The sequence below is a fragment of the Ruegeria sp. P10 genome, from assembly GCF_056534925.1.
The window spans coordinates 29,988-51,423 of sequence record NZ_JBQERJ010000014.1; the positions used below are offsets into that span (position 1 = coordinate 29,988).

The 21,436-nt window shown below is 59.3% G+C and carries 23 protein-coding genes and 1 tRNA gene; 17 read left to right on the forward strand and 7 right to left on the reverse strand.

The features are described from left to right. Positions 1–88: 88 nt before the first annotated feature. Both ACR0FB_RS19155 and ACR0FB_RS19160 read left to right on the forward strand, forming a co-directional pair. Positions 89–511: an excalibur calcium-binding domain-containing protein gene (locus tag ACR0FB_RS19155; protein WP_480486616.1), complete on the forward strand. Its 423-nt coding sequence runs from the start codon at positions 89–91 to the stop codon at positions 509–511. Positions 512–668: 157 nt separating this feature from the next. Then, on the forward strand, positions 669–902 hold the full coding sequence (locus ACR0FB_RS19160) for a TFIIB-type zinc ribbon-containing protein (RefSeq protein ID WP_480621641.1): 234 nt from the start codon (positions 669–671) through the stop codon (positions 900–902). A gap of 5 nt (positions 903–907) precedes the next feature. Here ACR0FB_RS19160 and ACR0FB_RS19165 read toward each other — a convergent pair whose 3' ends face one another. After that, a complete protein-coding gene (locus tag ACR0FB_RS19165; protein ID WP_480621631.1) occupies positions 908–1,336 on the reverse strand; it encodes a hypothetical protein in 429 nt (142 codons plus the stop codon). A gap of 43 nt (positions 1,337–1,379) precedes the next feature. Continuing rightward, positions 1,380–2,087, reverse strand: coding sequence for an ORF6N domain-containing protein (locus ACR0FB_RS19170; protein WP_480621630.1), 708 nt, complete (start codon positions 2,085–2,087; stop codon positions 1,380–1,382). Between the two features lie 722 nt (positions 2,088–2,809). On the opposite strand from ACR0FB_RS19170, the gene ACR0FB_RS19175 reads away from it, so the two are divergent. After that, positions 2,810–3,022, forward strand: a complete 213-nt coding sequence (locus tag ACR0FB_RS19175) for a DUF3892 domain-containing protein (RefSeq protein WP_480621629.1) — start codon at positions 2,810–2,812, stop codon at positions 3,020–3,022. A 54-nt stretch (positions 3,023–3,076) separates the two neighbouring features. On the opposite strand, the gene uvrB is transcribed toward ACR0FB_RS19175, so the two are convergent. Both uvrB and ACR0FB_RS19185 read right to left on the reverse strand, forming a co-directional pair. Next, on the reverse strand, positions 3,077–5,263 hold the full coding sequence (gene uvrB, locus ACR0FB_RS19180; protein ID WP_480621628.1) for an excinuclease ABC subunit UvrB: 2,187 nt from the start codon (positions 5,261–5,263) through the stop codon (positions 3,077–3,079). Between the two features lie 14 nt (positions 5,264–5,277). Beyond that, the gene (locus ACR0FB_RS19185) at positions 5,278–5,535 is read right to left on the reverse strand and encodes a hypothetical protein (RefSeq protein WP_171638041.1); all 258 of its coding nucleotides are present in this window, start codon (positions 5,533–5,535) and stop codon (positions 5,278–5,280) included. A 157-nt stretch (positions 5,536–5,692) separates the two neighbouring features. Here ACR0FB_RS19185 and ACR0FB_RS19190 point away from each other — a divergent pair, with 157 nt between their 5' ends. The 13 genes from ACR0FB_RS19190 to ACR0FB_RS19250 all read left to right on the forward strand — a co-directional run bounded on the left by ACR0FB_RS19190 (position 5,693) and on the right by ACR0FB_RS19250 (position 17,546). Further along, positions 5,693–6,004, forward strand: coding sequence for an ETC complex I subunit (locus ACR0FB_RS19190; RefSeq protein WP_152459136.1), 312 nt, complete (start codon positions 5,693–5,695; stop codon positions 6,002–6,004). Next, positions 6,005–6,481 (forward strand): GNAT family N-acetyltransferase, encoded by a 477-nt coding sequence (locus tag ACR0FB_RS19195; protein ID WP_171638037.1) that lies wholly within the window; start codon positions 6,005–6,007, stop codon positions 6,479–6,481. A 21-nt stretch (positions 6,482–6,502) separates the two neighbouring features. Further along, positions 6,503–6,579, forward strand: a tRNA-Arg gene (locus ACR0FB_RS19200). Between the two features lie 380 nt (positions 6,580–6,959). Next, complete coding sequence (iolG, locus tag ACR0FB_RS19205) at positions 6,960–7,973, forward strand: inositol 2-dehydrogenase (protein ID WP_480621627.1); 1,014 nt, start codon at positions 6,960–6,962, stop codon at positions 7,971–7,973. Positions 7,974–8,097: 124 nt separating this feature from the next. Continuing rightward, positions 8,098–9,018, forward strand: a complete 921-nt coding sequence (locus ACR0FB_RS19210; RefSeq protein ID WP_171638033.1) for a sugar ABC transporter substrate-binding protein — start codon at positions 8,098–8,100, stop codon at positions 9,016–9,018. A 69-nt stretch (positions 9,019–9,087) separates the two neighbouring features. After that, positions 9,088–10,194, forward strand: a complete 1,107-nt coding sequence (locus ACR0FB_RS19215) for an ABC transporter permease (RefSeq protein WP_171118992.1) — start codon at positions 9,088–9,090, stop codon at positions 10,192–10,194. A gap of 1 nt (position 10,195) precedes the next feature. Then, the gene (locus tag ACR0FB_RS19220) at positions 10,196–11,017 is read left to right on the forward strand and encodes an ATP-binding cassette domain-containing protein (protein WP_152459131.1); all 822 of its coding nucleotides are present in this window, start codon (positions 10,196–10,198) and stop codon (positions 11,015–11,017) included. Positions 11,018–11,169: 152 nt separating this feature from the next. Beyond that, positions 11,170–13,002, forward strand: coding sequence for a 3D-(3,5/4)-trihydroxycyclohexane-1,2-dione acylhydrolase (decyclizing) (gene iolD / locus ACR0FB_RS19225; RefSeq protein WP_480621626.1), 1,833 nt, complete (start codon positions 11,170–11,172; stop codon positions 13,000–13,002). Continuing rightward, positions 12,999–13,898, forward strand: coding sequence for a myo-inosose-2 dehydratase (gene iolE, locus ACR0FB_RS19230; protein ID WP_480486631.1), 900 nt, complete (start codon positions 12,999–13,001; stop codon positions 13,896–13,898). Before iolD ends, iolE begins: the two co-directional genes overlap by 4 nt. Before the next feature lie 50 nt (positions 13,899–13,948). Beyond that, the gene (locus ACR0FB_RS19235; RefSeq protein WP_480621625.1) at positions 13,949–15,130 is read left to right on the forward strand and encodes a phytanoyl-CoA dioxygenase family protein; all 1,182 of its coding nucleotides are present in this window, start codon (positions 13,949–13,951) and stop codon (positions 15,128–15,130) included. Positions 15,131–15,178: 48 nt separating this feature from the next. After that, a complete protein-coding gene (gene iolB, locus ACR0FB_RS19240; protein ID WP_480621624.1) occupies positions 15,179–15,985 on the forward strand; it encodes a 5-deoxy-glucuronate isomerase in 807 nt (268 codons plus the stop codon). Further along, entirely contained in the window at positions 15,982–16,740 is a 759-nt protein-coding gene (locus ACR0FB_RS19245; RefSeq protein WP_480621623.1) for an SDR family NAD(P)-dependent oxidoreductase, read from the forward strand. The genes iolB and ACR0FB_RS19245 overlap by 4 nt, the downstream gene beginning before the upstream one ends. 26 nt (positions 16,741–16,766) lie before the next feature. Continuing rightward, positions 16,767–17,546 carry a TIM barrel protein gene (locus ACR0FB_RS19250; protein WP_480621622.1) on the forward strand — a complete coding sequence of 260 codons (780 nt, stop codon included), beginning with the start codon at positions 16,767–16,769 and terminating at the stop codon, positions 17,544–17,546. 3 nt (positions 17,547–17,549) lie between these two features. Here ACR0FB_RS19250 and ACR0FB_RS19255 read toward each other — a convergent pair whose 3' ends face one another. Genes ACR0FB_RS19255 through iolC form a run of 3 tightly spaced genes read right to left on the reverse strand, consistent with a single transcriptional unit; the run spans position 17,550 to position 20,200 of the window. Further along, a complete protein-coding gene (locus tag ACR0FB_RS19255) occupies positions 17,550–18,389 on the reverse strand; it encodes a class II fructose-bisphosphate aldolase (RefSeq protein ID WP_480621621.1) in 840 nt (279 codons plus the stop codon). Further along, on the reverse strand, positions 18,386–19,222 hold the full coding sequence (locus tag ACR0FB_RS19260; protein ID WP_480621620.1) for a 5-deoxy-glucuronate isomerase: 837 nt from the start codon (positions 19,220–19,222) through the stop codon (positions 18,386–18,388). The genes ACR0FB_RS19255 and ACR0FB_RS19260 overlap by 4 nt, the downstream gene beginning before the upstream one ends. 9 nt (positions 19,223–19,231) lie before the next feature. Continuing rightward, positions 19,232–20,200 (reverse strand): 5-dehydro-2-deoxygluconokinase, encoded by a 969-nt coding sequence (gene iolC, locus ACR0FB_RS19265; RefSeq protein WP_480621619.1) that lies wholly within the window; start codon positions 20,198–20,200, stop codon positions 19,232–19,234. A gap of 123 nt (positions 20,201–20,323) precedes the next feature. Between iolC and ACR0FB_RS19270 the strand changes: the two genes are divergently transcribed. Then, positions 20,324–21,427, forward strand: a complete 1,104-nt coding sequence (locus ACR0FB_RS19270) for a Gfo/Idh/MocA family protein (RefSeq protein ID WP_480621618.1) — start codon at positions 20,324–20,326, stop codon at positions 21,425–21,427. The last annotated feature ends 9 nt before the right edge of the window (positions 21,428–21,436 follow it).

The following is a 21,436-nucleotide window of genomic DNA, read 5'->3' on the forward strand; positions in this document are numbered from 1 at the left end:
GTGCCTGAAATGGATTGCGCCATTTGTTTTACCTCAGCGATATGGGATTGCCTCGGCTTTGCCACAAATCGACGTTACAGATCAGACAATGCTGTTCAAGAAACCCTCGCAGGATACGCCTGATCCGAAGCCGCGGCCGTCCAGACGACACCGGCGCGCAGAGGCGACGCGCAGGCATGCGCTGTCTCCGATACGCATTCTGGTCATGGTTCTGTTGTTGCCGCTGACCACCGTGCTGATCGCCACGGGTGTTTTTCTGCGCCTGTCCGAATTTGAGCGGGAAGAGGCGGTGATCCACCTGATCGCATTGGCAGGGTGTGATGCAACGCAGTCGCTGGGGGTGGGGCCGTTTTACGAGGGGCAGGCGGGTTATCACAAGCGTAATGACCCGGATGGCGACGGGGTCGCCTGTGGCGCTACCAGCCCGCCCCGGGCAACTGCGCCGCCAGTTCACAACAATCCCGAACCGCAACAGCGGTCTCTTGGAACGGCCAAGTTCGTGCGCCCCTGACGGTTGTAATCGCGAAGTCCAGAAAATCTGCTCGGGCCGGGGCCGGTTGCCTGTGTCATCCAGTTAGCCTCAAGCGAACGGGCGTCATGTCACAGTGGGATGGCAATGCAGCGGATCAACCCCATCTCATATGGATGGCAAAACAGGAGATCGTATGATGCAATGCCCGATTGACGGAACTCAACTGGTCATCACGGACAGAAACGGGGTTGAAATCGACTATTGTCCGCAATGCCGAGGTGTCTGGCTGGATCGGGGCGAACTGGACAAGATCATCGATCGGTCGATGGCGTATTCTTCGCCACAACCCGGCTACGATGACCGGGCGGATCACGGCTATCGCAAGAAAAAGAAGCGTGGCGGTTTTCTGGAAGATCTGTTCGATTTCTGACCCGGTTAGGACAGCTGGGCCCCGGCACATTCGCGGAAGATGCGAACCTGCGGCGCTGCACCGTCCAAGGGAAATTCACTCACGCTGTCCTGCGTAAACGCATAGGCGGTCAGGTTGTATTCCAGCCCGTCCAGCACGTTTCCAAATCCGGTATCGGTAACCGTCAGCATCGATGCACCGTCAGATAGGACATGATGCGGAGTGGCGATTTCGATAGGGTTTGGCCCCTGGAACCGCATCGCGAACCATGGGGTATTGGTCCAACCTTCGGTCTTGCGGGTAACGGACAGGGTATAGAGCGGCTTTGCCGGGTCATAGGTCAGGAATATCTCTGCCGTGTCCGTCACGTGTGACAGGGTGCAGATCTGGCCCACCGTTGCTTCCCACGCGGCGGTGGGTGTGCCGAGGGTCAGTGATAACAGGACAACGCGCATGGGGCGGAGTCTAGCGGCCGAAAGGTCCGGGGCAAGGGCTGCATCAGCCTTTCATCGCATTCAGCAGGTCCAGCAACCCCTTGCGGTCGTCATCATCGGCATAATCGCCCGCAGCCAACCGTTCAGCGATGCGCAGGCGCAGACGCTCGTGCTGGGTGCGCACCTCTTCGCCGGCGGTTTCGGCCAGGGTCTTCATGATTGTCGCCACGGCCTGCTGACGCTTGGTGGTGGGGTTGGCGATGTAATCGACCAGGCTCTGCTGCCCGGAATCGAGGATGTTTTCGGCCAGATCGCGCAACTGCTCACCGTTGGGCAGCAGCGGGGCGGGGGCGTCTTGGGGCGGCAGGATCTCGGGCGCGCTGCGCGGGGTTTCGGTCAGGGCGTTCGCGCCATCGACAAAGGCTTCGGTGATCATCCGCGTGATCTTGATTGCGCGCGGGTCCTTGAACAGGGCCGAGGCGATGGCCACGCCGTAATCGGTATAGACCCACGGATTGACCCGCCGCCCACCGCGGCCTTTGGGTTTTGAGATCACATTCTGTGATTGCAAATCGGCAACCTCGGCATCGGTCAACTGAAAGCGGTAGCCCTCGAACAGGTCGGTGTTGCGCGACACGGCCTGATTGAAGGCACTGACGGATTTTCCGTAGAACTGCGCCAGATCCTCGGCTAGCACGACGCGGGTGCCGCGCACCCGGTGAATGGCGCTTTGGACCGCATGCGTGCTGGGCAGGGTATTAGGTCTCGTCATGGCATCCGTTTGGAATCACAATTTGTGATTTCAAACGTGGAGGAGGGGGAGGTGGGTGGCAAGGGTGGAGTGTGGGATGTTCCGGAATGGATCAATGTAACCGTCAATCCTACGATTGCTAGTAAATTTCGGCGCGGCGATCACGCGAATCATCATTTGGCAATCAATGAGGCGCTAGCCACACTATGTAGTTAGGCAGCGTGCAGCCTACTGCGACAATCTGTACGAAATTGCGCTTTTTTGATTGACAGGTCCAAGAAAAAAAGGCATTTCGGCAGAAGGCAGTTATGGATCATATTCATTGTATACGACAGTTGAGGTCGTAGCATATTTCCGCTATACAGAGGCAATGAAAAAGGCGGGGCGCTTCATCGAAACGGCCCCGCCTTTTCAGAGGCCACATTTGGCGGCAGCCGTGGTGGCTGCCCAGTGCCGATTGTGTGTCCTCCCGTGACAAGGAAATAGTACACGCAACTTGTAAGGGGTTCAACGGCTGCCTATTGGCAAACGAAGGAGCTTCCTCATGCCGCAAAAGAATAGTAGCCCCCGAATGAACGCGAAAACTGCTGGCCACATAAAATGGTTGTGGGAAAATACGGCACTGAACCAAGCTCAAATATCGGCGTCACTTGGTGCAATTAATCAAGGTCGTGTATCTGAAGTCATAAGTGGGGCACGCTACCAAGAAGTCGAACCACTCAAATACACGGGGAGCGTCGACTATGACTAAGATCAGAGGGCAAAACGACGGGCCAGGTGGGCGGAACGAGCACTATGATATTGGTCGTCGAAAGAACGTGCCAAGACGCAATGCCGTTGCAGAAGTGAAACGCGGCGAGCACCCTGGGGCTCACGTCATAACTGTAAACGGCCGCGAGTACGTTCGCGACAATCCCGATAGTAGTAAGTCGGACAACGTCAATCGGCCAAAGTAGTGACAAAAGCCAAGTCCGGAATCCTCCGGACTTGGCATATCAATAAGGACTAAGTCACCGCTTACGCCGCTTCACATTCCCACCCCGCTGCCCCGGCCGTCCGGCCGTTGAACGCCCGCGCGATTTCACCGCGTCTTCCGAGGCTTTCTCGACCGCCCATTGACGCGCCATGGGGTCGTCGGCGATGGCCAGATCGACCGCTTCCAAACGTTTGATCTCATCCCTGATATTGGCGGCTTCTTCGAATTCCAGGTTCTCGGCCGCCTTGCGCATCTTGTCGCGCAGACCGTCCAGATGGGCCTCGAGATTGGCGCCGTGCATCGGCTTGTCGATGGTGGCGGTGACGCGGTTCATGTCGACGTCGCCTTCGTAGAGACCGGCCAAAACGTCCTCGACATTTTTCTTCACCGTCTCAGGCGTGATGCCGTGTTCCTCGTTATAGGCGATCTGCTTGGCGCGGCGGCGGTTGGTTTCCTCCAGCGCGCGCTCCATGCTGCCGGTGATCTTGTCGGCATACATGATCACGCGGCCTTCGGCGTTGCGGGCGGCGCGGCCGATGGTCTGGATCAGCGAGGTCTCGGACCGCAGGAAGCCTTCCTTGTCGGCGTCCAGAATGGCGACCAGCCCGCATTCGGGGATGTCGAGCCCCTCGCGCAGCAGGTTGATACCCACCAGCACGTCGAATGCGCCCAGCCGCAGGTCGCGCAAAATCTCGATCCGTTCCAGCGTGTCGATGTCGGAATGCATGTAGCGGACTTTTATGCCCTGTTCATGCAGATATTCGGTCAGGTCCTCGGCCATGCGTTTGGTCAGCGTGGTGACCAGCGTGCGGAAGCCATTGGCGGCGACCTTGCGCACCTCGTCCAGCAGGTCGTCTACCTGCATCTCGACGGGGCGGATTTCGACCTCGGGGTCCAAAAGGCCCGTTGGGCGGATCACCTGTTCGGTGAAGACGCCGCCGGTCTGTTCGATCTCCCACTTCGCGGGGGTGGCCGAGACAAAGACGGATTGCGGGCGCATGGCGTCCCATTCCTCGAATTTGAGGGGGCGGTTGTCCATGCAGGAGGGCAGGCGGAACCCGTGTTCGGCCAGCGTGAACTTGCGGCGATAGTCGCCCCGATACATGCCGCCGATCTGCGGCACGCTGACGTGGGATTCGTCGGCAAAAACGATGGCATTGTCGGGGATGAATTCGAACAGGGTCGGGGGCGGCTCGCCCGGCGCGCGGCCGGTCAGATAGCGCGAGTAGTTCTCGATCCCGTTGCAGACGCCGGTGGCCTCGAGCATCTCGAGGTCGAAATTGGTGCGCTGTTCCAGCCGCTGCGCCTCGAGCAGCTTGCCCTCGCCCACCAGTTGATCCAGCCGCTGACGCAGTTCCTTTTTAATGCCGATGATGGCCTGCTGCATCGTCGGTTTCGGCGTGACATAGTGCGAGTTCGCATAGACGCGCACCTGTTCCATCGTCGCGGCGCGCTCGCCGGTCAGCGGATCGAATTCGGTGATGCTTTCCAGTTCCTCACCGAAGAACGAGAATTTCCAGGCGCGATCCTCAAGGTGAGCGGGCCAGATTTCAAGGCTGTCGCCCCGCACGCGGAATGACCCGCGCTGGAAGGCTTGATCGTTGCGGCGGTATTGCTGGGCCACCAGATCGGCCATCACCTGCCGCTGGTCGTATTCGTGTCCGACCTTCAGATCCTGTGTCATCGCCCCGTAGGTCTCGACCGAGCCGATGCCATAGATGCACGAGACCGAGGCCACGATGATCACGTCGTCGCGTTCCAGCAGCGCCCGCGTGGCCGAGTGGCGCATCCGGTCGATCTGTTCGTTGATCTGCGATTCCTTCTCGATATACGTGTCCGATCGCGCGACATAGGCCTCGGGCTGGTAATAGTCGTAGTAGGAGACGAAATATTCGACCGCGTTTTCCGGGAAAAACCCCTTGAACTCTCCGTAAAGCTGCGCCGCCAATGTCTTGTTGGGGGCGAGGATGATGGCCGGGCGTTGGGTTTCTTCAATCACCTTGGCCATGGTGAAGGTTTTGCCCGTACCGGTCGCCCCCAACAGAACCTGATCGCGCTCTCCATCCAGAATGCCGCCTGCAAGTTCCTTGATCGCGGTTGGCTGGTCTCCTGCGGGGGCGAACTCCGTATGCATGACAAACCGTTTGCCGCCTTCCAGTTTCAGGCGGGCCCGAACATCTTCGGTTGTCATTTGAGTCTTGTCGGAATGGGCGTATGGCATGGGCAGGCTCCGGATCAGGCCCCTACATTTGTTCTTATTTTGTCCAACTGCAAGGGCTGATCCGGTACAAATTCCCCAGTTTTGAAACTGGGCAGATACGCATCCGGATTGTGATCCGAGCCAACCTTGCCGGCCAACGCGGCAAGGTCGCCGATGAGAGCCTTCGTCATCATCGGTTTGCCGGCGATCACGGCATGGGCTTCGGTCGAGGGCATCGCCCGGTTGTTCCCGGGGTTTGCGTTGACGTCCAGAATGCATTCACGATGGATCATCTGCTTATCCTTCGGCTGACTTGTCGAAGATCATAGTTGGCCCTGATGACAGTTTCTGTCATTGGCTTGCTTCGACAATCCGCGACAATTGTTGTCTTGTCCCGGGCTGCGCTCTGACGCATAAACAGGTCCAGCCAAGTGAGTACGGAGAGGCGACATGCGCGCACGGATTTACCAGCCTGCAAGGAATGCGATGACTTCAGGAATGGCCAAGACCCGCAAGTGGGTTCTGGAATATGCCCCCGCTTCGGCACGTGAGGTTGATCCGCTGATGGGCTGGACATCATCCAATGACACGCAAACCCAGATACGCCTGAAATTCGACACCAAGAAAGAGGCGATGGATTATGCCAGGGACAATGGCATCGATGCGCAGGTCAGCGAGCCGCATAAGCGCAAACCCAACCTGCGCGCACGCGGATACGGAGAAAACTTCGCCACCGACCGCCGTGGGCCCTGGACACACTGAATGATCGAAATTCGCGAGGCAGACCCGACCTCGGACGTGTTGCGCCCGATTGTGGAAGCTCATTTCGCTCACAGCGAATCGGCCGGCCCTGCGGAAAGCAACCATACGATGAGCGCAGAATCACTGGCCGGATCGGGCATTCGGTTCTGTGCGATTTACGACGATCAGCAGGCTTTGGGCTGCGGTGCCTTGAAGCTGTTGCCCGATGGCACGGCCGAGGTGAAATCGGTGCATATCCTCGCACAGGCACGGGGGCGCGGACTGGCGCGTGTCATGATGGCTCATCTGGCCGATCTGGCGCGCGCAGAAGGCGTCAAAGCTTTGGTTTTGGAAACCGGGGCAGAGCATCTTCCAGAGTATGATGCCGCCCGCAAGCTTTACGAAGCGTTGGGTTATTCCTATTGCGGACCGATCTTTGGGTACAGTGACGATCCGAACAGCGCATTCATGCGCTTGGCTCTTGAACCCCGCTCGTAAAAACCGCAAGAAGGGTGCAGCGGTCCCTTAGCTCAACTGGATAGAGCAGCTGACTTCTAATCAGCAGGTTGAGGGTTCGAGTCCTTCAGGGATCGCCATTCTCGAATTTCGATTTCGATGAACACGTCAGGCCGCATGCGGGCTGTTTCTTCGCGGTTGTCGTGTGAGGTATGAAGGGCTGGACGAGGGGGTCATGCCAGCCCTTCTAAGGGGTCACAGAGTGGTAGTGTGTGTTCCTTAACCAAACATTAACCTGATTCACCATGTTCCGAAATTGGGGGATTCCCGTAGGACGGCCAATGCGCGGATTTCAGCGTGTGGGTTGCAGCCGGCGGATCAGGATCCGGGATCATAACGCGAATTTTTCAGGGTGATTTGGGGCCTGGGCCGCAAAAGCGCCAAGGTTGTGAAAAAAATATTGCAACCGGTTGCAAATGGAATCATTGTTGCGCGCAACAACAAGATTCGGGAGATCTGTATGTTGAACGTCGGATTGTTGGGTGCCGGGCGCATCGGGCGTGTTCATGCGCAGGCGATTGCATCGCATCCGGGCAGCAAACTCATTGCTGTTTCCGATGCCTTGACCGAGGCCGCGGCCAGCCTTGCCAGTGATCATAGGGCCGAGGCGCGCAGTTCCGAAGAGATCATTGCGGATCCGGAAATCGGCGCGGTTCTGATTGCAACTCCAACAGATACGCATTCTGACCTGATTGAAGCAGCGACAGGCGCAGGAAAAGCCGTCCTGTGTGAAAAGCCAGTTGATTTGGACCTGAAGCGCGCCTCGGATTGTCTGAATACCGTCGCGGAACGCGGCAAGCCGGTCATGATAGGGTTCAATCGGCGATTTGATCCCAATTTTGCGACCTTGAAGGCGGGGTTGGATGCGGGTGAGATCGGCAAGGCAGAGCTCCTGTCGATCACATCTTTTGACCCGGCGCCACCACCAGTCAGCTACGTAAAGGTGTCTGGCGGTTTGTTTCGGGACATGATGATCCATGATTTTGACATGGCTAACTTCCTGATGGGGGACGTTCCCGAAACGATCTCGGCGGTTGGGTCCTCGCTTGTGGATGCTGAAATCGGCGCCGCGGGGGATGTGGATACAGCTGCAGTTACAATGACTTACGCGGATGGCTGCATCGCGGTCATCAAGAATTCGCGGCGCGCGGCCTATGGCTATGACCAGCGGGTCGAACTGCTGGGGTCCGAGGGGTTGCTACAGGCTCAGAACATGTTGGAAAACACTGTCGTAAAGTCAACGGCGGACGGTGTGGTGGGGGCCAAGCCGACCTATTTCTTCCTGGAACGCTACATGCCTGCTTACCGTGTGGAATGGGCCGCATTTGTCGACGCTGTTGAAAGTGGATCCGAAGTTCCGGTCACGCTGAAGGACGGTGTTGCAGCGCTGGCGATGGCCGAGGCCGCGACCCTGTCAGCGCAGACGGGAAAGCCCGTTCGGATGGAAGAGATTTTGAAACCGGTTGCAAAATGATCGAAATTCTTCAAACTAATACCAGCTCGGCCCAGCGCCGCAGCCACTGAGATTCGGCACAGCCGGATGATTGGGGCCGGTACCCCGACAGAAGATCAGACTGAACCATTGGGAGGAAACTGAAATGAAGAAATTCGTTAAAGGCGCGCTTGCTGCCGGGGCACTGGCCTTGGCCACACCAGCATTTGCGCAGGAAATCGTGGTCGTGTCGCATGGCCAGGCCAATGACGCATTCTGGAACGTCGTGAAGAACGGCGTAGAGCAGGCCGGAAAAGATGTCGGTGTGAATGTGGAATATCGTGCACCTGAGACCTTTGACATGGTTGCCATGTCGCAGCTGATCGACGCCGCCGTGAACCAGGAGCCTGACGGACTGATCGTCTCGATCCCGGATGCCGATGCGCTTGGCCCCTCGATCGAACGTGCGGTTGCCGCCGGTATCCCGGTGATCTCGATCAACTCGGGTGCGGAAGTGGCCAAGGAACTGGGCGCTCTGCTGCATGTGGGTCAGGACGAATATGATGCGGGCAAGGCGGCTGGTGAAAAGCTGGCCTCGATGGGTGGAACCAATGCGATCTGTGTCAACCACGAGGTCGGCAACGTGTCACTTGACCTGCGCTGTGAAGGCTTCACCGAAGGGTTTGGCGGTAAAGTAACCGTTCTGCCGACCTCGAACGATCCGTCCGAGATCGAGTCCAAAGTTGCCGCAGCGCTGGCCGCTGACGAAAGTGTCGATACCGTTATGGCGCTGGGCGCGAGCTCGGCCGGCGAGCCTTCGGTCGCCGCGGCCAAAGCCTCGGGGCGGGATTTGAATGTTGCCTCGTTCGACCTGTCGGCCAACTTCCTCCAGTCAATCGTGGATGGTGACGCGGCCTTTGCCATTGACCAGCAGCAGTACCTTCAGGGCTACCTGTCGGTGAACTTCATGGGTCTGCACGCCAAATACGGCCTGATGCCGGGCGGCGACGTGCCTTCGGGTCCGAACCTGATCACTCAGGACAAGGCCGCACAGGTCATCGAACTGTCCGCGCAGGGTATCCGCTGATTTCGGCGCGATCCGACAAACAACAGGATCGGCGCCAACGCGCCGGTCTCACCGAATTGGGAGGAAACCATGAGTGAATCAGCGCCCGTCCTGTCGGACGAAAGGGTCAAGAAAGAACCGTTCCTGACCAAACTGATGAAAAGACCCGAGCTGGGCGCCATTGCAGGGGCGGTTCTGGTATTCGTGTTCTTTGCGATCACCGCAGATGAATCGATGTTCACTCTTGCCGGTGTCATGAACTTCATGACCCCTGCGGCACAGTTAGGTATCCTGGCGATCGGTGCGGCACTGCTGATGATCGGTGGAGAGTTCGACCTGTCGATCGGATCGATGGTCGCGTTCTCGGGGCTGTTTTTCGGCGTCTGCGTCGTGACCTGGCAATTGCCGCTGATCTTTGCCATCCCAATGACATTCGTATTTGCGGCCTGTGTCGGTGCGGTCAACGGCAATATCGTGATCCGTTCGGGCCTGCCTTCGTTCATTGTAACGCTGGCGTTTCTGTTCATCCTTCGTGGCCTGTCACTGGTGGGGCTGAAAATGGCGACAGGCGGTTCGACCCAACTGCGCGGCGTGCGCGACGCGGTCGAAAACGACTGGCTGGCCCCCTTCTTTTCGGGCGAAGCATTCGGCAGCCTGTTCGCATGGCTGGCCGCCAACGGCATGATCGATACATTCAAAAGCGGCGCGCCCAAGGTCCCGGGTATTCCGGTCGAAATCCTGTGGTTCATCGTCATTACACTGGCGGCGACCTACGTGCTGCTGCGTACCCCGGTAGGGAACTGGATTTTCGCCTCGGGTGGTGACAGCACGGCTGCATCCAATTCGGGTGTACCGGTGAACCGCGTCAAGGTTTCACTGTTCATGCTGACGGCGTGCTGTGCCGCCCTTGTGGCGATCATTACCGTCATGGACGCAGGCTCGACCGATGCGCGGCGGGGGTTCCAGAAAGAATTCGAGGCGATCATCGCCGCGGTGATCGGCGGCTGCCTGCTGACCGGCGGATACGGCTCGGCCATCGGGGCTTTCTTCGGCTCGATCATCTTTGGAATGGTCGTCATCGGACTGACCTATACCGACTTTGATCAGGATTGGTTCCAGGTCTTCCTGGGTGCCATGCTGTTGATTGCCGTTCTGTTCAACAACGCGATCCGCAAGCGCGTAACCGGGGAGCGCTGATATGACCGAAGACACCAAGTTCCACCATGGCGATGCCGTCGATGATCAGGCGCCCATCGTTCAGATGAAAGACATCGAAAAGCACTTTGGCAATATCATCGCACTTGCTGGCGTCAGCTTTGACGTCAAGCCCGGGGAATGCCATTGCCTGCTGGGCGACAACGGCGCGGGCAAGTCCACCTTCATCAAGACCATGTCCGGGGTGCACAAACCCACCAAGGGCGAGATTTTGTTCGAAGGCCAGCCGTTGCATTTCGACACGCCGCGTGACGCGATGGAAGCGGGCATCGCGACCGTGTTTCAGGATCTTGCGATGATCCCGCTGATGAGCGTGACGCGCAATTTCTTCATGGGGCGCGAACCCACAAAGGGCAAAGGGTTGCTCAAGCGGTTCGATGTGGATCATGCAAACGAAGTCTGCATGGAAGAGATGCGCAAGATGGGCATCAATCTGCGCGCGCCGGATCAGGCGGTTGGGACATTGTCCGGCGGCGAACGTCAGACGGTGGCCATCGCGCGGGCGGTGTATTTCGGCGCCAAGATCCTGATCCTCGACGAACCGACCTCGGCGCTTGGTGTGCGTCAGACGTCGAATGTTCTTGCCACGATCGACCGGGTGCGCAGCCAGGGTGTCGGCGTGGTTTTCATCAGCCACAACGTGCGCCATGCGCTGGCGGTGGGCGATCGTTTTACCGTACTGAACCGCGGCAAAACACTGGGCACTGCCAAACGCGGTGAAATCACACCCGAAGAGTTGCAGGACCTGATGGCCGGTGGTCAGGAAATGGCCGAGCTTGAGGGATCGCTGGGCGGTACTGTCTAAAGCAAGACACTCGGATGCCCTCACGGGGGCATCCATCGGGCGGTGGCACCTGACGCCACTCTGATTTCAGGCTCTGGCAAAAGGCCTGACACCTTCGCAAATGAGAAAACCCGCGGACCGCCGATGGCGGCTCCGAGTTGAAAGGGATCATGATGAGCAAAACAGTCCGATTGACCGCGGCGCAGGCTCTGGTGCGCTATCTGGGCGCGCAGATGAACGAGGCCGGAGAGCCCTTTATCGCAGGTGTCTGGGCGATTTTCGGCCATGGCAATGTGGCTGGTCTGGGCGAGGCGCTGCATGGGGTGAAAGACAGTCTTCCCACCTATCGCGGTCACAACGAACAGACCATGGCACACAGCGCTATTGCTTATGCCAAGCAGTTGGGTCGGCAACGCGCCATGGCGGTGACATCGTCGATCGGACCGGGGGCCACCAACATGGTCACGGCCGCTGCTCTGGCCCACGTGAACCGTCTGCCTGTTTTGTTGCTGCCCGGCGATGTATTTGCGACGCGTGGCCCCGATCCGGTTTTGCAGCAACCCGAAGTGTTCTCGGATGGAACCATCAGTGCGAATGATTGTTTCAGACCGGTCAGCCGGTATTTCGACCGCATCACCCGCCCGGAACATCTGCTGACGGCTCTGCCGCGCGCTTTCCGCACGATGACGGACCCGGCGGATTGCGGCCCGGCGACGCTGGCCTTTTGTCAGGATGTGCAGGCCGAAGCTTATGACTATCCCGAAAGCTTCTTTGAGCCGCGCGTCTGGTATCAGCGCCGCATTCGCCCGGATGAGGGGGAACTGGCGCGCGCCGTTGCCGCGATCAAGGCCGCCAAGCGCCCCGTTATCGTTGCCGGCGGAGGTGTGCATTATTCGGACGCAACCGCCACGTTGCAGCGTTTTGCCGAGGCACACAATGTCCCCGTGGCCGAGACACAGGCCGGCAAGTCCGCATTGGCCTGGGATCATCCGCTCAACCTTGGTCCTGTTGGTGTGACCGGGGGCGAACCTGCCAACGACATCTGCGCAAAGGCGGATCTTGTGCTGGGCGTCGGCACCCGGTTTCAGGACTTCACCACCGGGTCATGGGGGTTGTTTGCGAACCCCGAGCGGGAATTGATCAGCCTGAACACGGCCGCCTATGACGCCGAGAAGCACGGAGCGATGCCGTTGCAGGCCGACGCTCGGGTTGGTCTGGATGAACTCAGCGAAGCGCTGGGCGGCCATCGCGCGCCGGATCTGCCCGCGGCATTGAAATCTGATTGGTTCGGCAAAGTTGATGCGCTGACGGATGCCCCTGCGGACAGCAATGCACTTCCCACGGATATGCAGGTGATCGGCGCCGTGCAGCGGGCCGCCAAGGAAAACACTGTTGCGATGTGCGCTGCCGGAACGATGCCGGGTGAGCTGCACAAGCTTTGGAAGGCACCACGCCCCGGAGCCTATCACATGGAATATGGTTTCAGCTGCATGGGGTATGAGATCGCCGGTGCCATGGGCATCAAGATGGCCCAGCCCGACCGCGACGTGATCTGCTTTACCGGTGACGGCACTTATATGATGGCCAACTCGGAAATGGCGACGGCGGCGATGATGGGGATTTCGTTCACTGTTGTCGTCACGGACAACCGCGGGTTTGGGTGCATCAACCGTCTGCAAATGGGGACAGGCGGGGCCGAGTTCAACAACCTTCTCGACCACACTGTGCACGAGACAAAATCAGCCATCGATTTTGCCGCCCATGCGGCAGCGATGGGGGCGACTTCGGTCAAGGTCAGTTCAATTGCCGAGCTCGAAGACGCGCTGGCCAAACGCGATGAGGTCAAAGGCCCCTATGTCGTGGTGATCGACACCGATCCCTATCCATCGACCGAATATGGCGGAACCTGGTGGGAAGTGGCGGTGCCCGAGGTCAGCACCCGCCCCGAAGTGAATGAAAAACGCGCGGCCTATGAAGTCGCCATCAAGGAAAGAAACACGAAATGAGCGTGAAGATCGGTATCTCTCCGATTGCCTGGCAGAATGACGACCTGCCGGACCTGACCGCAGCTTACACGATGGAGCAGGCGCTGAAAGAAGCGCGCGAGATCGGCTATACAGGTGTCGAACGCGGCCAGAGGATGCCCGCCGACACCGAAGGGTTGCGGGCCTATCTGGACGCAAATGACATCGCGCTGTGTGGGGGGTGGTGCTCGGGCAGCACGCTGGTCAACGACCTGTACGCCGAGATCGCCGTTGTGCGCGAACAGGTCGAACAATTCGTTGCGCTGAACAGCCCGTGCATCGTTTATGCCGAATGCTCCAATACCGTCCAGGGACAGATTGGAACGCCTGTCAATGATCGCCCCAAACTGTCGCGGGACGAGGTTCTGGCCTATGCGGGGAAGCTGACCGAGCTTGCCAAATGGATGGCAGATCAGGGCATGCCGATGGCCTATCACCATCACATGGGCACGATCATCGAAAGCGAAGATGAGGTGAACTGGCTGATGGAGGGGTCAGGCCCCGAATTGAGCCTGTGTTTCGATACCGGCCATCTGCTGTTTGGTGGCGGCGATGTGATGGCCACGCTGAACCGTTGGGGCGACCGGGTGCATCACGTGCATTTCAAGGATATCCGCCCTGAAATCGTACAGGACACGCGTGAGAACAATCGCAGTTTTCTGGATGCGGTGATCGCGGGCGCGTTCACCGTGCCGGGCGATGGTTGCATCGACTTTCAGGCCGTGGCCAATGCACTGAAAGCAATGGATTACAGCGGCTGGATCGTGGTCGAGGCAGAGCAGGACCCGGCCAAGGCGCCGCCCTACGAGTACTCGAAAATGGGCTATGACCACATCGTCGAGGTCTGCGGCAAGGCCGGGCTGAAGATCACCCCATAGATCACCACCCCAAACGGGGCAACACCGATGCCATCAGAGAGGAGCGCGTCATGGTACAACAGGACCTTGGATATGTCGGCTATTTCGACCGGGAATCCTGTGATCTGGACGAATTCAAGGTGTTGACCTCGCAAAACCTGACAACCGGTGCGGTGCCTCATGCCGCATCGGTGCAAAAGAACGTTCCGATCTATGATATGCATGCGCTGCGCCCGGCGTTGGAGAAGGCTGATCAAAGAAAAGCGCTGCTGGCGGAATGGGCGTATGTGCTGGACAAATCTGCGGGTGTGATCGTTCTAAAAGGCGCATTTGCGGATACGTCCGTGATCGACCGGGCGACCGCTGTGTTCCATCAGATGATCGAGGAAGAACGTCAGGGCGGGGCCGGAGAAGGTGACCACTTCGCGGCCTCGGGCGCGAATGACCGGATATGGAACGCATTGCAGAAACAGTGCTTGCGCGATCCCGAGGGCTTTGCGCTTTATTTCGGGAATGTGGCCATTGCAGCGGCTTGCGAGGCGTGGCTGGGGCCGAACTATCAAATGACCGCACAGATCAATCAGGTGCGCCCCGGTGGCAAGGCGCAACAGGCGCATCGGGATTATCACCTTGGGTTTCAAAGCGCCGAAAGCGCGGCCAGTTATCCGGCACAGGCTCATCTGGTGACGGCCTCGCTGACCCTGCAAGGGGCGGTTGCGCATTGTGACATGCCGGTGGAAAGCGGGCCGACCAAGTTGTTACCGTTCTCGCAGCTCTACCCGCCGGGCTATCTGGCGTTCCACGATGAAGCACACCGGGCGCATTTCGAAGACAGCTGTATCCAGTTGCCATTGGAAAAGGGTGACGCGGTGTTCTTCAATCCGGCGCTGTTCCATTCGGCGGGCGCGAACAGCAGCGCCAACATCAATCGCATGGCAAACCTGCTGCAAATCTCATCTGCCTTCGGGCGCGCGATGGAGTCGGTGGATCGGCGGGCGATGTCCGTGGCGGTGTTCCCGTCACTGATCGCCTTAAAACAGCGCGGGGCGCTGGACACAGCGCAGGTGGAGGCTGCAATTGCGGCCACGGCTGAGGGCTATCCCTTCCCGACCAATCTGGACACGGACCCCCCGGTCGGGGGCAATGCGCCGGAAAGCCAAGCGGATATTCTGCGTCGCGCGGTTGCGGAAAGATGGACTCAGGCGCAGCTGGCCCAGTCCCTATCGGCCCGGAACCAAAGGCAAGCTGCCTGAATACAACACAGGCGGGCACTCGGGGGCCGCCCAAGAAGGAGATCAAGAATGGCAGACCTGCTGAAGAAACCGATCGGAACCCGCGGCAAGGTACATGACATCACTCCGTCAAGCGCTGGATGGAAATACGTGGGCTTTGGGCTTTATCAGCTAAAGGCCGGGGATCGCGCAAACGAAGTGACCGCGGATCGTGAGGTCATTCTGGTGATGGTCGAAGGCAAGGCAAAGATCACCGGGGCCGGGCAGGACTGGGGCGTGTTGGGCGAGCGGATGAACGTCTTTGAAAAGACCCCGCCTCATTGCCTTTATCTGCCGAACGGAACCGAATGGGAGGCCGTGGCCGAAACCGATTGTGTGATCGCCGTGTGTTCAGCCCCGGGCAAGGGCGGCCACGAGGCCCGGCGGATCGGTCCGGACGGGATAACCCTGACTGAACGTGGAAAGGGTGCAAACACACGCTATATTAACAACATCGCGATGGAGGCCGAGGATTACGCCGACAGCCTGCTGGTGACCGAGGTGTTCACGCCGAACGGCCACTGGTCGTCCTATCCCAGCCACCGCCACGACGAAGATGACTATCCCCACATCACCTATCTGGAAGAGACCTACTACCACCGCCTGAACCCGTCGAACGGATTTGGGATCCAGCGGGTTTACACCGATGACGGCCAGTTGGATGAGACGATGGCGGTATCCGATGGCGACGTTGTGACTGTCCCGCGTGGCCATCACCCTTGCGGTGCGCCCTATGGGTTCGAGATGTATTATCTGAACGTCATGGCCGGACCGCTGCGGAAATGGCGGTTCGTGCCGGCCCCCGAGGTCGAATGGATCATGGAGCGTGACGGATGAGCCAAACTTTTGCCAATTACCCAAGCCTCGCAGGGAAGACTGTTTTCATCACCGGCGGCGCCGGCGGAATTGGCGCGGAAACCGTTCGGGCCTTTGCCGAACAGGGGGCAAAGGTTGGGTTTTTGGACCTCAACGCCGAAGCCGGGCTTGCTTTGCTTTCCGAACTGGACGGAGAGCATGCATTCGCCCAATGCGATCTTCGCGACATTGACGAGATGAACGCCGCAATAGGGCAATTGGTTGAAGAGCTGGGCGAGGCGGGTGTTCTGGTGAACAACGCGGCCCGGGATGACCGGCACGACTGGCGCGACGTCACGCCTGACTACTGGGATGAGCGCATGGCGACAAATATCCGCCACATGTTCTTTGCCATTCAGTCGGTGGCACCCGGAATGATCGCCAGGGGTGCAGGTTCGATCATCAATATCGGCTCGAATTCGTGGTGGGAGGCCGGGGCGGGTTTCCCTGCCTATGCCACCGCCAAATCCGCTGTGCATGGACTGACTCGCACCATGGCGCGCGAGCTGGGCGATCACCGTATCCGCGTCAACACGGTCGTGCCCGGCTGGATCATGACCCAGCGCCAGAAAGATCTGTGGGTCACCCCCGAGGCTCTGGCCAAGCAGATCGACCGTCAGTGCCTGCCCGACCCGATCGACCCGGTCTATGTGGCGCGGATGGTGCTGTTTCTGGCCTCGAACGACGCGGCCATGTGCAGTGCCGGGAACTTCATGGTCGAAGGCGGGTCGATCTAAGTCTTTCCATACCGAAAGAGAAATCAATGCCTCAACCGTTTCAACTTGCGGCCTGTGCCGAGATGCTGTGGCTGGACAGGCCGATGGATTGGCGCGCCGCCCGGCTGGCCGAGATGGGGTTCGGTGTCGGGCTGTGGAACTGGCCGAAGCTCGATATTCCCAGACTGGTCGCAACCGGCGCCAGTTTCACCATCATGAACGGCTATCTTCAGGGGCGGCTGGCCGACGATGACGGGGCCGAGATGCCGCTGGCCTCGGCGGCCGAAACAATTCAGGTCGGCAAGCGTCTGGGCGTTGCGCGTCTGAATCTGCACGGCACCGGGTTGAGTGATGGTGGCATACCGATCTGGCAACATGACGAGGTCACAGGGCCGATGTGGCTCAAGGCCAGGGACACCCTGAACCGGATCTGTGATCTGGCCCAGGCCGAAGATGTGGTGTTCACGCTTGAAAACCTGAACCTGCTGGACCATCCAGGCTGTCCGTTCGGGTCAACGGCGGACGTGCTTTCCTTGGCTTCGTCGGTTGATCGTCCGCAGTTGCGGATCAATCTCGACCTCTACCATACCCAGATCGGCGAGGGGGATCTGATCCGCTGGTGTGAAAAATGCCTGCCCTGGATCGGAGAGGTGCAGGTGGCCGACAATCCCGGTCGGTGCGAGCCCGGAACCGGTGAGATCAACTATGCCGCCGTGGCGCGTGCGTTGAACGAATTGGGCTATCGCGGCCCGGTCGGGATGGAAGCCTTCGCCGCAGGCGACCCGGAAGACGCGCTAAACGCCTTCCGGTCGGCATTCACGCTCTGAGCGTTACCGCTGCGGTGGCGCACCAAAGGCGCGGATCACCGTGCGGGCAGCAGCCTCAACCGAGTCGTGCGTTTCCTTCAGGATCGTTACCCGGTCGAACCGGTCGGGGTCGCGGTTTACGGCCTCGCGCAGGGCGGTGCCGAAGGCCATGCGCAGCTCGGTCCCGATGTTGAATTTGCAGATCGCGGTTTCACGCGCCAGCCGCGCGCGCTGTTCGACCGGCACACCCGATCCGCCATGGATGACCAGTGGAACGTCGGTCATGGAGTCGATCTGGCGTATGCGGTTTTCGTCCAGACCACCTTCCTTTTTTTGCTGAAGGTGGACGTTTCCGACCGAGATTGCCATCGCGTCCACGCTGCTGTCGCGGGCAAACTTCGCGGCTTCCTCGGGATCCGTGCCGTTGGAACCTTCACCGCCGGAATAGCCGACGAAGCCGATCTCGCCCTCGCACGAGATCCCGGCGGCATGGGCCATTTCGGCAATCGCGGCGGTTTCATCGATGTTCTGCTGCAAGGGCTTGCGCGACCCGTCGAACATCAGCGAGGTGAACCCGCTGTCCAGCGCGATCTTGCAGTCCTCGAAGGTATAGCCGTGGTCCAGATGCGCCACGACGGGCACCGTGGCGTTTTCGGCCAGATACCGGAACATCTTGCCCAGGATCGGCAGCGGGGTGTGCTCGCGGCAGCTGGGTCCGGCTTGCAGGATCACCGGGGCGTTCTCGGCCTCGGCGGCGGCGACATAGGCGCGCATGTCCTCCCAGCCCAGCGTCACCAGGCCGCCGATGGCATAGCCCTGTTCGTAGGCGGGTTGCAGGACGTCTTTGAGCGTAGCGAGGGTCATTTGAATTTGGCGATCATGTCTTTGATGCCCGGGATCGTTTCGATCTGATAGGCATGGGTGGGTTGGAAATACTGCACCAGCGACCGCTGGGTCAGCCCGCCGAGGATGGTGAAGTAATACATCTCGTATCCCGGCAGCACGCAGCAGGGGTGATAGCCCTTGTCGATGCAGATCGTGGAGCCATCGACGATGTGATAGGCATCGCCCGGCTCGTTGTCCTCGCGCTGCAGCATCTGCAGGCCCGAGCCCCAGTTGGGTTTGAAGCGGAAATTGTAGGTTTCGTCATGCCGGGTCTCGTCCGGCAGGCGGTTGGTGTCGTGCTTGTGGCTGGGAAAGCCCGACCAGCCGCCCTGACCGACGGTGAACAGCTCGCTCACCAATAGGCGACCGACCTTGTCATGCTGTTTCTGGCCGAGGATGTGCTTGATTTTGCGGTGGGTCTTGGTGTCGTCGCTGCCGTATTGCACCAGGTCGTGCTCGCGCACGTCGAACGGATCCAGCACCTTGTCATACTTTGCGCCTGCCACGAACACCTCGGCAGCCTCTGACACGCAGACCATCTGCGCCCGTGCTCCCGACGGGACATAGGCTCCCTCGGGTTCGCCATCCCAGACATCCTCGCCCCGATTACCCAGATGGGCAAAGCGCACGCCTTCGACGTCCACGTCGACCCTGCCGGTGGCGGGCACGATGCAGGTCTCGTAACCCGGGACCTTGTATTCAAAGGCCTCGCCCTTTTTCAGCTTGACGATGTTGAAATAGTTCAGCGGAACGGTCGGATCATCGGCGTCTACGATGGGTTTGTTCCGATTGTCATAGGGCGCGATATGCATGGTACTCTCCTATGTGGTCGGGCCGGGATGCGAAGCGAGGAACGCGTCCAGTTCTGGTGTCGTTGGCATGGCGGGTGCGCAACCGGGATGCGACACCACGATCGACGCGCAGGCCGAACCGCGCATGACGGCGTCTTTCAGATCGTGCCCCGCCGCGATCGAGGCCAGAAGCCCGGCCATGAAACTGTCGCCAGCCCCGTTGGGTTTGACAGCCGTAACCGGGTAAATACCGGTTCGCAGCTCTTGCCCGTCCACGAAGGTGACAGCACCTTTTTCGCCCATCTTGTAGATGACGATCCGACCCGGTTTTTGGGCAAGTTCCTGCGCTTTGGCAAAACCCTTTTCGATGCCGCCGGCCATGAATCCGAACTCTTCGTCATTGCCGACGATCAGGTTGCTGGCTTCGCCAGCCCGCGACAGAACTTCGGCAGCCACCTCGGCCGAGGGCCAGCTGTATGGGCGGAAATCGATGTCGAAGATGATCGGCAGGCCTGCGCTTCGGGCGTTCTCGAAGGCCCGGAATGTGGCGCTGCGCGACGGTTCGGACGCAAAGACCGTTCCAGCCGAGATGATTGCCGAGAAAGATGAATAATCGACCCTGTCCATATCCTCTTTCGTGACTTGGAAATCAACGGCCCCGTTGCGATAGATCACATTCTGAAAGTCCTCGATCCGGCTTTCGTACACGGCCAAAGACATGCGGTATTCGCCGCCCAGAATGCGGATATAGGATGTGTCCACCCCGTAATGCCGCAACCGGTTGAGGCAGAACCGCCCAATCGCATCGTTCGAGACGGACGTGATCAGCGACGCCTCGCTGCCCAACTTGACCAGCCCGGCACAAATGTTGGCAGAAGAACCACCAAGGTCGGCATGAAACGTGCTGGCATCCTCGCTTTTGACGCCAATTGGGTCTGCGTAAAGGTCCATACCCGCACGCCCCAGAACGGCGAAACGGTTTCCTTTGATACCATCCATCAAAACGCTCAAGTTTTGTCCTCCGGCAGAATGGGTCGGCAAAGTTTGGACCTTGCGTTGAATCGATTCACACGATACTGATTTTGCAACCGGTTGCAAATGATATGTTCGGAGCCGTTGCAGATGCCTGAAATCGGAATTGGAATCGTCGGCGGCGGCTATATGGGCAAGGCCCATTCCGTGGCCATGTCAGCGGTCGGCGCGGTGTTCAACACGGCATTGAGACCCCGGCTCGAGGTCATCTGTGCCTCCAGCCCCGAAAGCGCCCAACGTTACAGGACGGCCTACGGTTTTGACCGAGCGACCGATGATTGGCGGGTATTGGTTGAGGATCCCAGGGTTCAGGCAATTGTCATCGCCTCGCCTCAATCGACACATCGTCAGATTGCCGAAGCAGCTTTTGCACTGGGTAAACCGGTCTTGTGTGAAAAACCACTGGGCGCATCGCTTGAGGACAGTCTGGCCATGGTTGCTGCTGCCGAAGCGTCGGGCGCGGTCAACATGGTGGGGTTCAACTATGTTCGTACGCCTGCGACGCAATACGCACGCCAGCTTATTGCAAATGGTGAAATCGGGGATATCACCTGGTTCCGGGGCGAGCACACCGAGGATTTCTATGCCGACCCGCACGCATCTGCCTCCTGGCGTACGACGGGCATGGCCAATGGCACCATCGGAGATCTGGCACCGCATATGGTCAACGGTGCATTGGCGCTGGTTGGACCGATCGCGCGTGTGATGGCGGATGTTGAAACGGTTCACAAAACCCGACCGGGTGGTGAAGTGACAAATGATGATCATGCCCAGATGATGTGCCGTTTTGAAAACGGGGTTATGGGCAACCTGTATTTCAGCCGCGTCGCGACGGGGCGGAAAATGGGCTATGCTTATGAAATATCGGGAACAAAGGGCGCCATCCGGTTCGATCAGGAAGACCAGAACGCGCTGTGGCTCTACAAGCGGGAAGGACCCGAAGCGTCCCGTGGGTTCACAAAAATCCTGACCGGACCGGCGCATCCGGATTACGAGCCCTTCTGCCAGGGTCCGGGCCACGGAACGGGCTATCAGGACCAGATCATTATCGAGGCCAAAGACTTTCTTCAGGCCGTCCACACCAGAACGGCCACTTGGCCCACCTTTCGCGACGGGCATGAGGTCAACCGGGTGCTTGCCGCCGCCTTGGCATCGTCCGAGCAGCGGCAGTGGAAAGACATCCGCGATTTCTGATCGCTCAAA

What these genes read in the sequence shown, in the direction of transcription:
- ACR0FB_RS19155 (WP_480486616.1), top strand. Translation starts at nt 89, where the DNA reads ATGCTGTTCAAGAAACCCTCGCAGGATACGCCTGATCCGAAGCCGCGG.
- ACR0FB_RS19160 (WP_480621641.1), top strand. Translation starts at nt 669, where the DNA reads ATGCAATGCCCGATTGACGGAACTCAACTGGTCATCACGGACAGAAAC.
- ACR0FB_RS19165 (WP_480621631.1), bottom strand. Translation starts at nt 1,336, where the DNA reads ATGCGCGTTGTCCTGTTATCACTGACCCTCGGCACACCCACCGCCGCG.
- ACR0FB_RS19170 (WP_480621630.1), bottom strand. Translation starts at nt 2,087, where the DNA reads ATGACGAGACCTAATACCCTGCCCAGCACGCATGCGGTCCAAAGCGCC.
- ACR0FB_RS19175 (WP_480621629.1), top strand. Translation starts at nt 2,810, where the DNA reads ATGACTAAGATCAGAGGGCAAAACGACGGGCCAGGTGGGCGGAACGAG.
- uvrB (WP_480621628.1), bottom strand. Translation starts at nt 5,263, where the DNA reads ATGCCATACGCCCATTCCGACAAGACTCAAATGACAACCGAAGATGTT.
- ACR0FB_RS19185 (WP_171638041.1), bottom strand. Translation starts at nt 5,535, where the DNA reads ATGATCCATCGTGAATGCATTCTGGACGTCAACGCAAACCCCGGGAAC.
- ACR0FB_RS19190 (WP_152459136.1), top strand. Translation starts at nt 5,693, where the DNA reads ATGCGCGCACGGATTTACCAGCCTGCAAGGAATGCGATGACTTCAGGA.
- ACR0FB_RS19195 (WP_171638037.1), top strand. Translation starts at nt 6,005, where the DNA reads ATGATCGAAATTCGCGAGGCAGACCCGACCTCGGACGTGTTGCGCCCG.
- iolG (WP_480621627.1), top strand. Translation starts at nt 6,960, where the DNA reads ATGTTGAACGTCGGATTGTTGGGTGCCGGGCGCATCGGGCGTGTTCAT.
- ACR0FB_RS19210 (WP_171638033.1), top strand. Translation starts at nt 8,098, where the DNA reads ATGAAGAAATTCGTTAAAGGCGCGCTTGCTGCCGGGGCACTGGCCTTG.
- ACR0FB_RS19215 (WP_171118992.1), top strand. Translation starts at nt 9,088, where the DNA reads ATGAGTGAATCAGCGCCCGTCCTGTCGGACGAAAGGGTCAAGAAAGAA.
- ACR0FB_RS19220 (WP_152459131.1), top strand. Translation starts at nt 10,196, where the DNA reads ATGACCGAAGACACCAAGTTCCACCATGGCGATGCCGTCGATGATCAG.
- iolD (WP_480621626.1), top strand. Translation starts at nt 11,170, where the DNA reads ATGAGCAAAACAGTCCGATTGACCGCGGCGCAGGCTCTGGTGCGCTAT.
- iolE (WP_480486631.1), top strand. Translation starts at nt 12,999, where the DNA reads ATGAGCGTGAAGATCGGTATCTCTCCGATTGCCTGGCAGAATGACGAC.
- ACR0FB_RS19235 (WP_480621625.1), top strand. Translation starts at nt 13,949, where the DNA reads ATGGTACAACAGGACCTTGGATATGTCGGCTATTTCGACCGGGAATCC.
- iolB (WP_480621624.1), top strand. Translation starts at nt 15,179, where the DNA reads ATGGCAGACCTGCTGAAGAAACCGATCGGAACCCGCGGCAAGGTACAT.
- ACR0FB_RS19245 (WP_480621623.1), top strand. Translation starts at nt 15,982, where the DNA reads ATGAGCCAAACTTTTGCCAATTACCCAAGCCTCGCAGGGAAGACTGTT.
- ACR0FB_RS19250 (WP_480621622.1), top strand. Translation starts at nt 16,767, where the DNA reads ATGCCTCAACCGTTTCAACTTGCGGCCTGTGCCGAGATGCTGTGGCTG.
- ACR0FB_RS19255 (WP_480621621.1), bottom strand. Translation starts at nt 18,389, where the DNA reads ATGACCCTCGCTACGCTCAAAGACGTCCTGCAACCCGCCTACGAACAG.
- ACR0FB_RS19260 (WP_480621620.1), bottom strand. Translation starts at nt 19,222, where the DNA reads ATGCATATCGCGCCCTATGACAATCGGAACAAACCCATCGTAGACGCC.
- iolC (WP_480621619.1), bottom strand. Translation starts at nt 20,200, where the DNA reads ATGGATGGTATCAAAGGAAACCGTTTCGCCGTTCTGGGGCGTGCGGGT.
- ACR0FB_RS19270 (WP_480621618.1), top strand. Translation starts at nt 20,324, where the DNA reads ATGCCTGAAATCGGAATTGGAATCGTCGGCGGCGGCTATATGGGCAAG.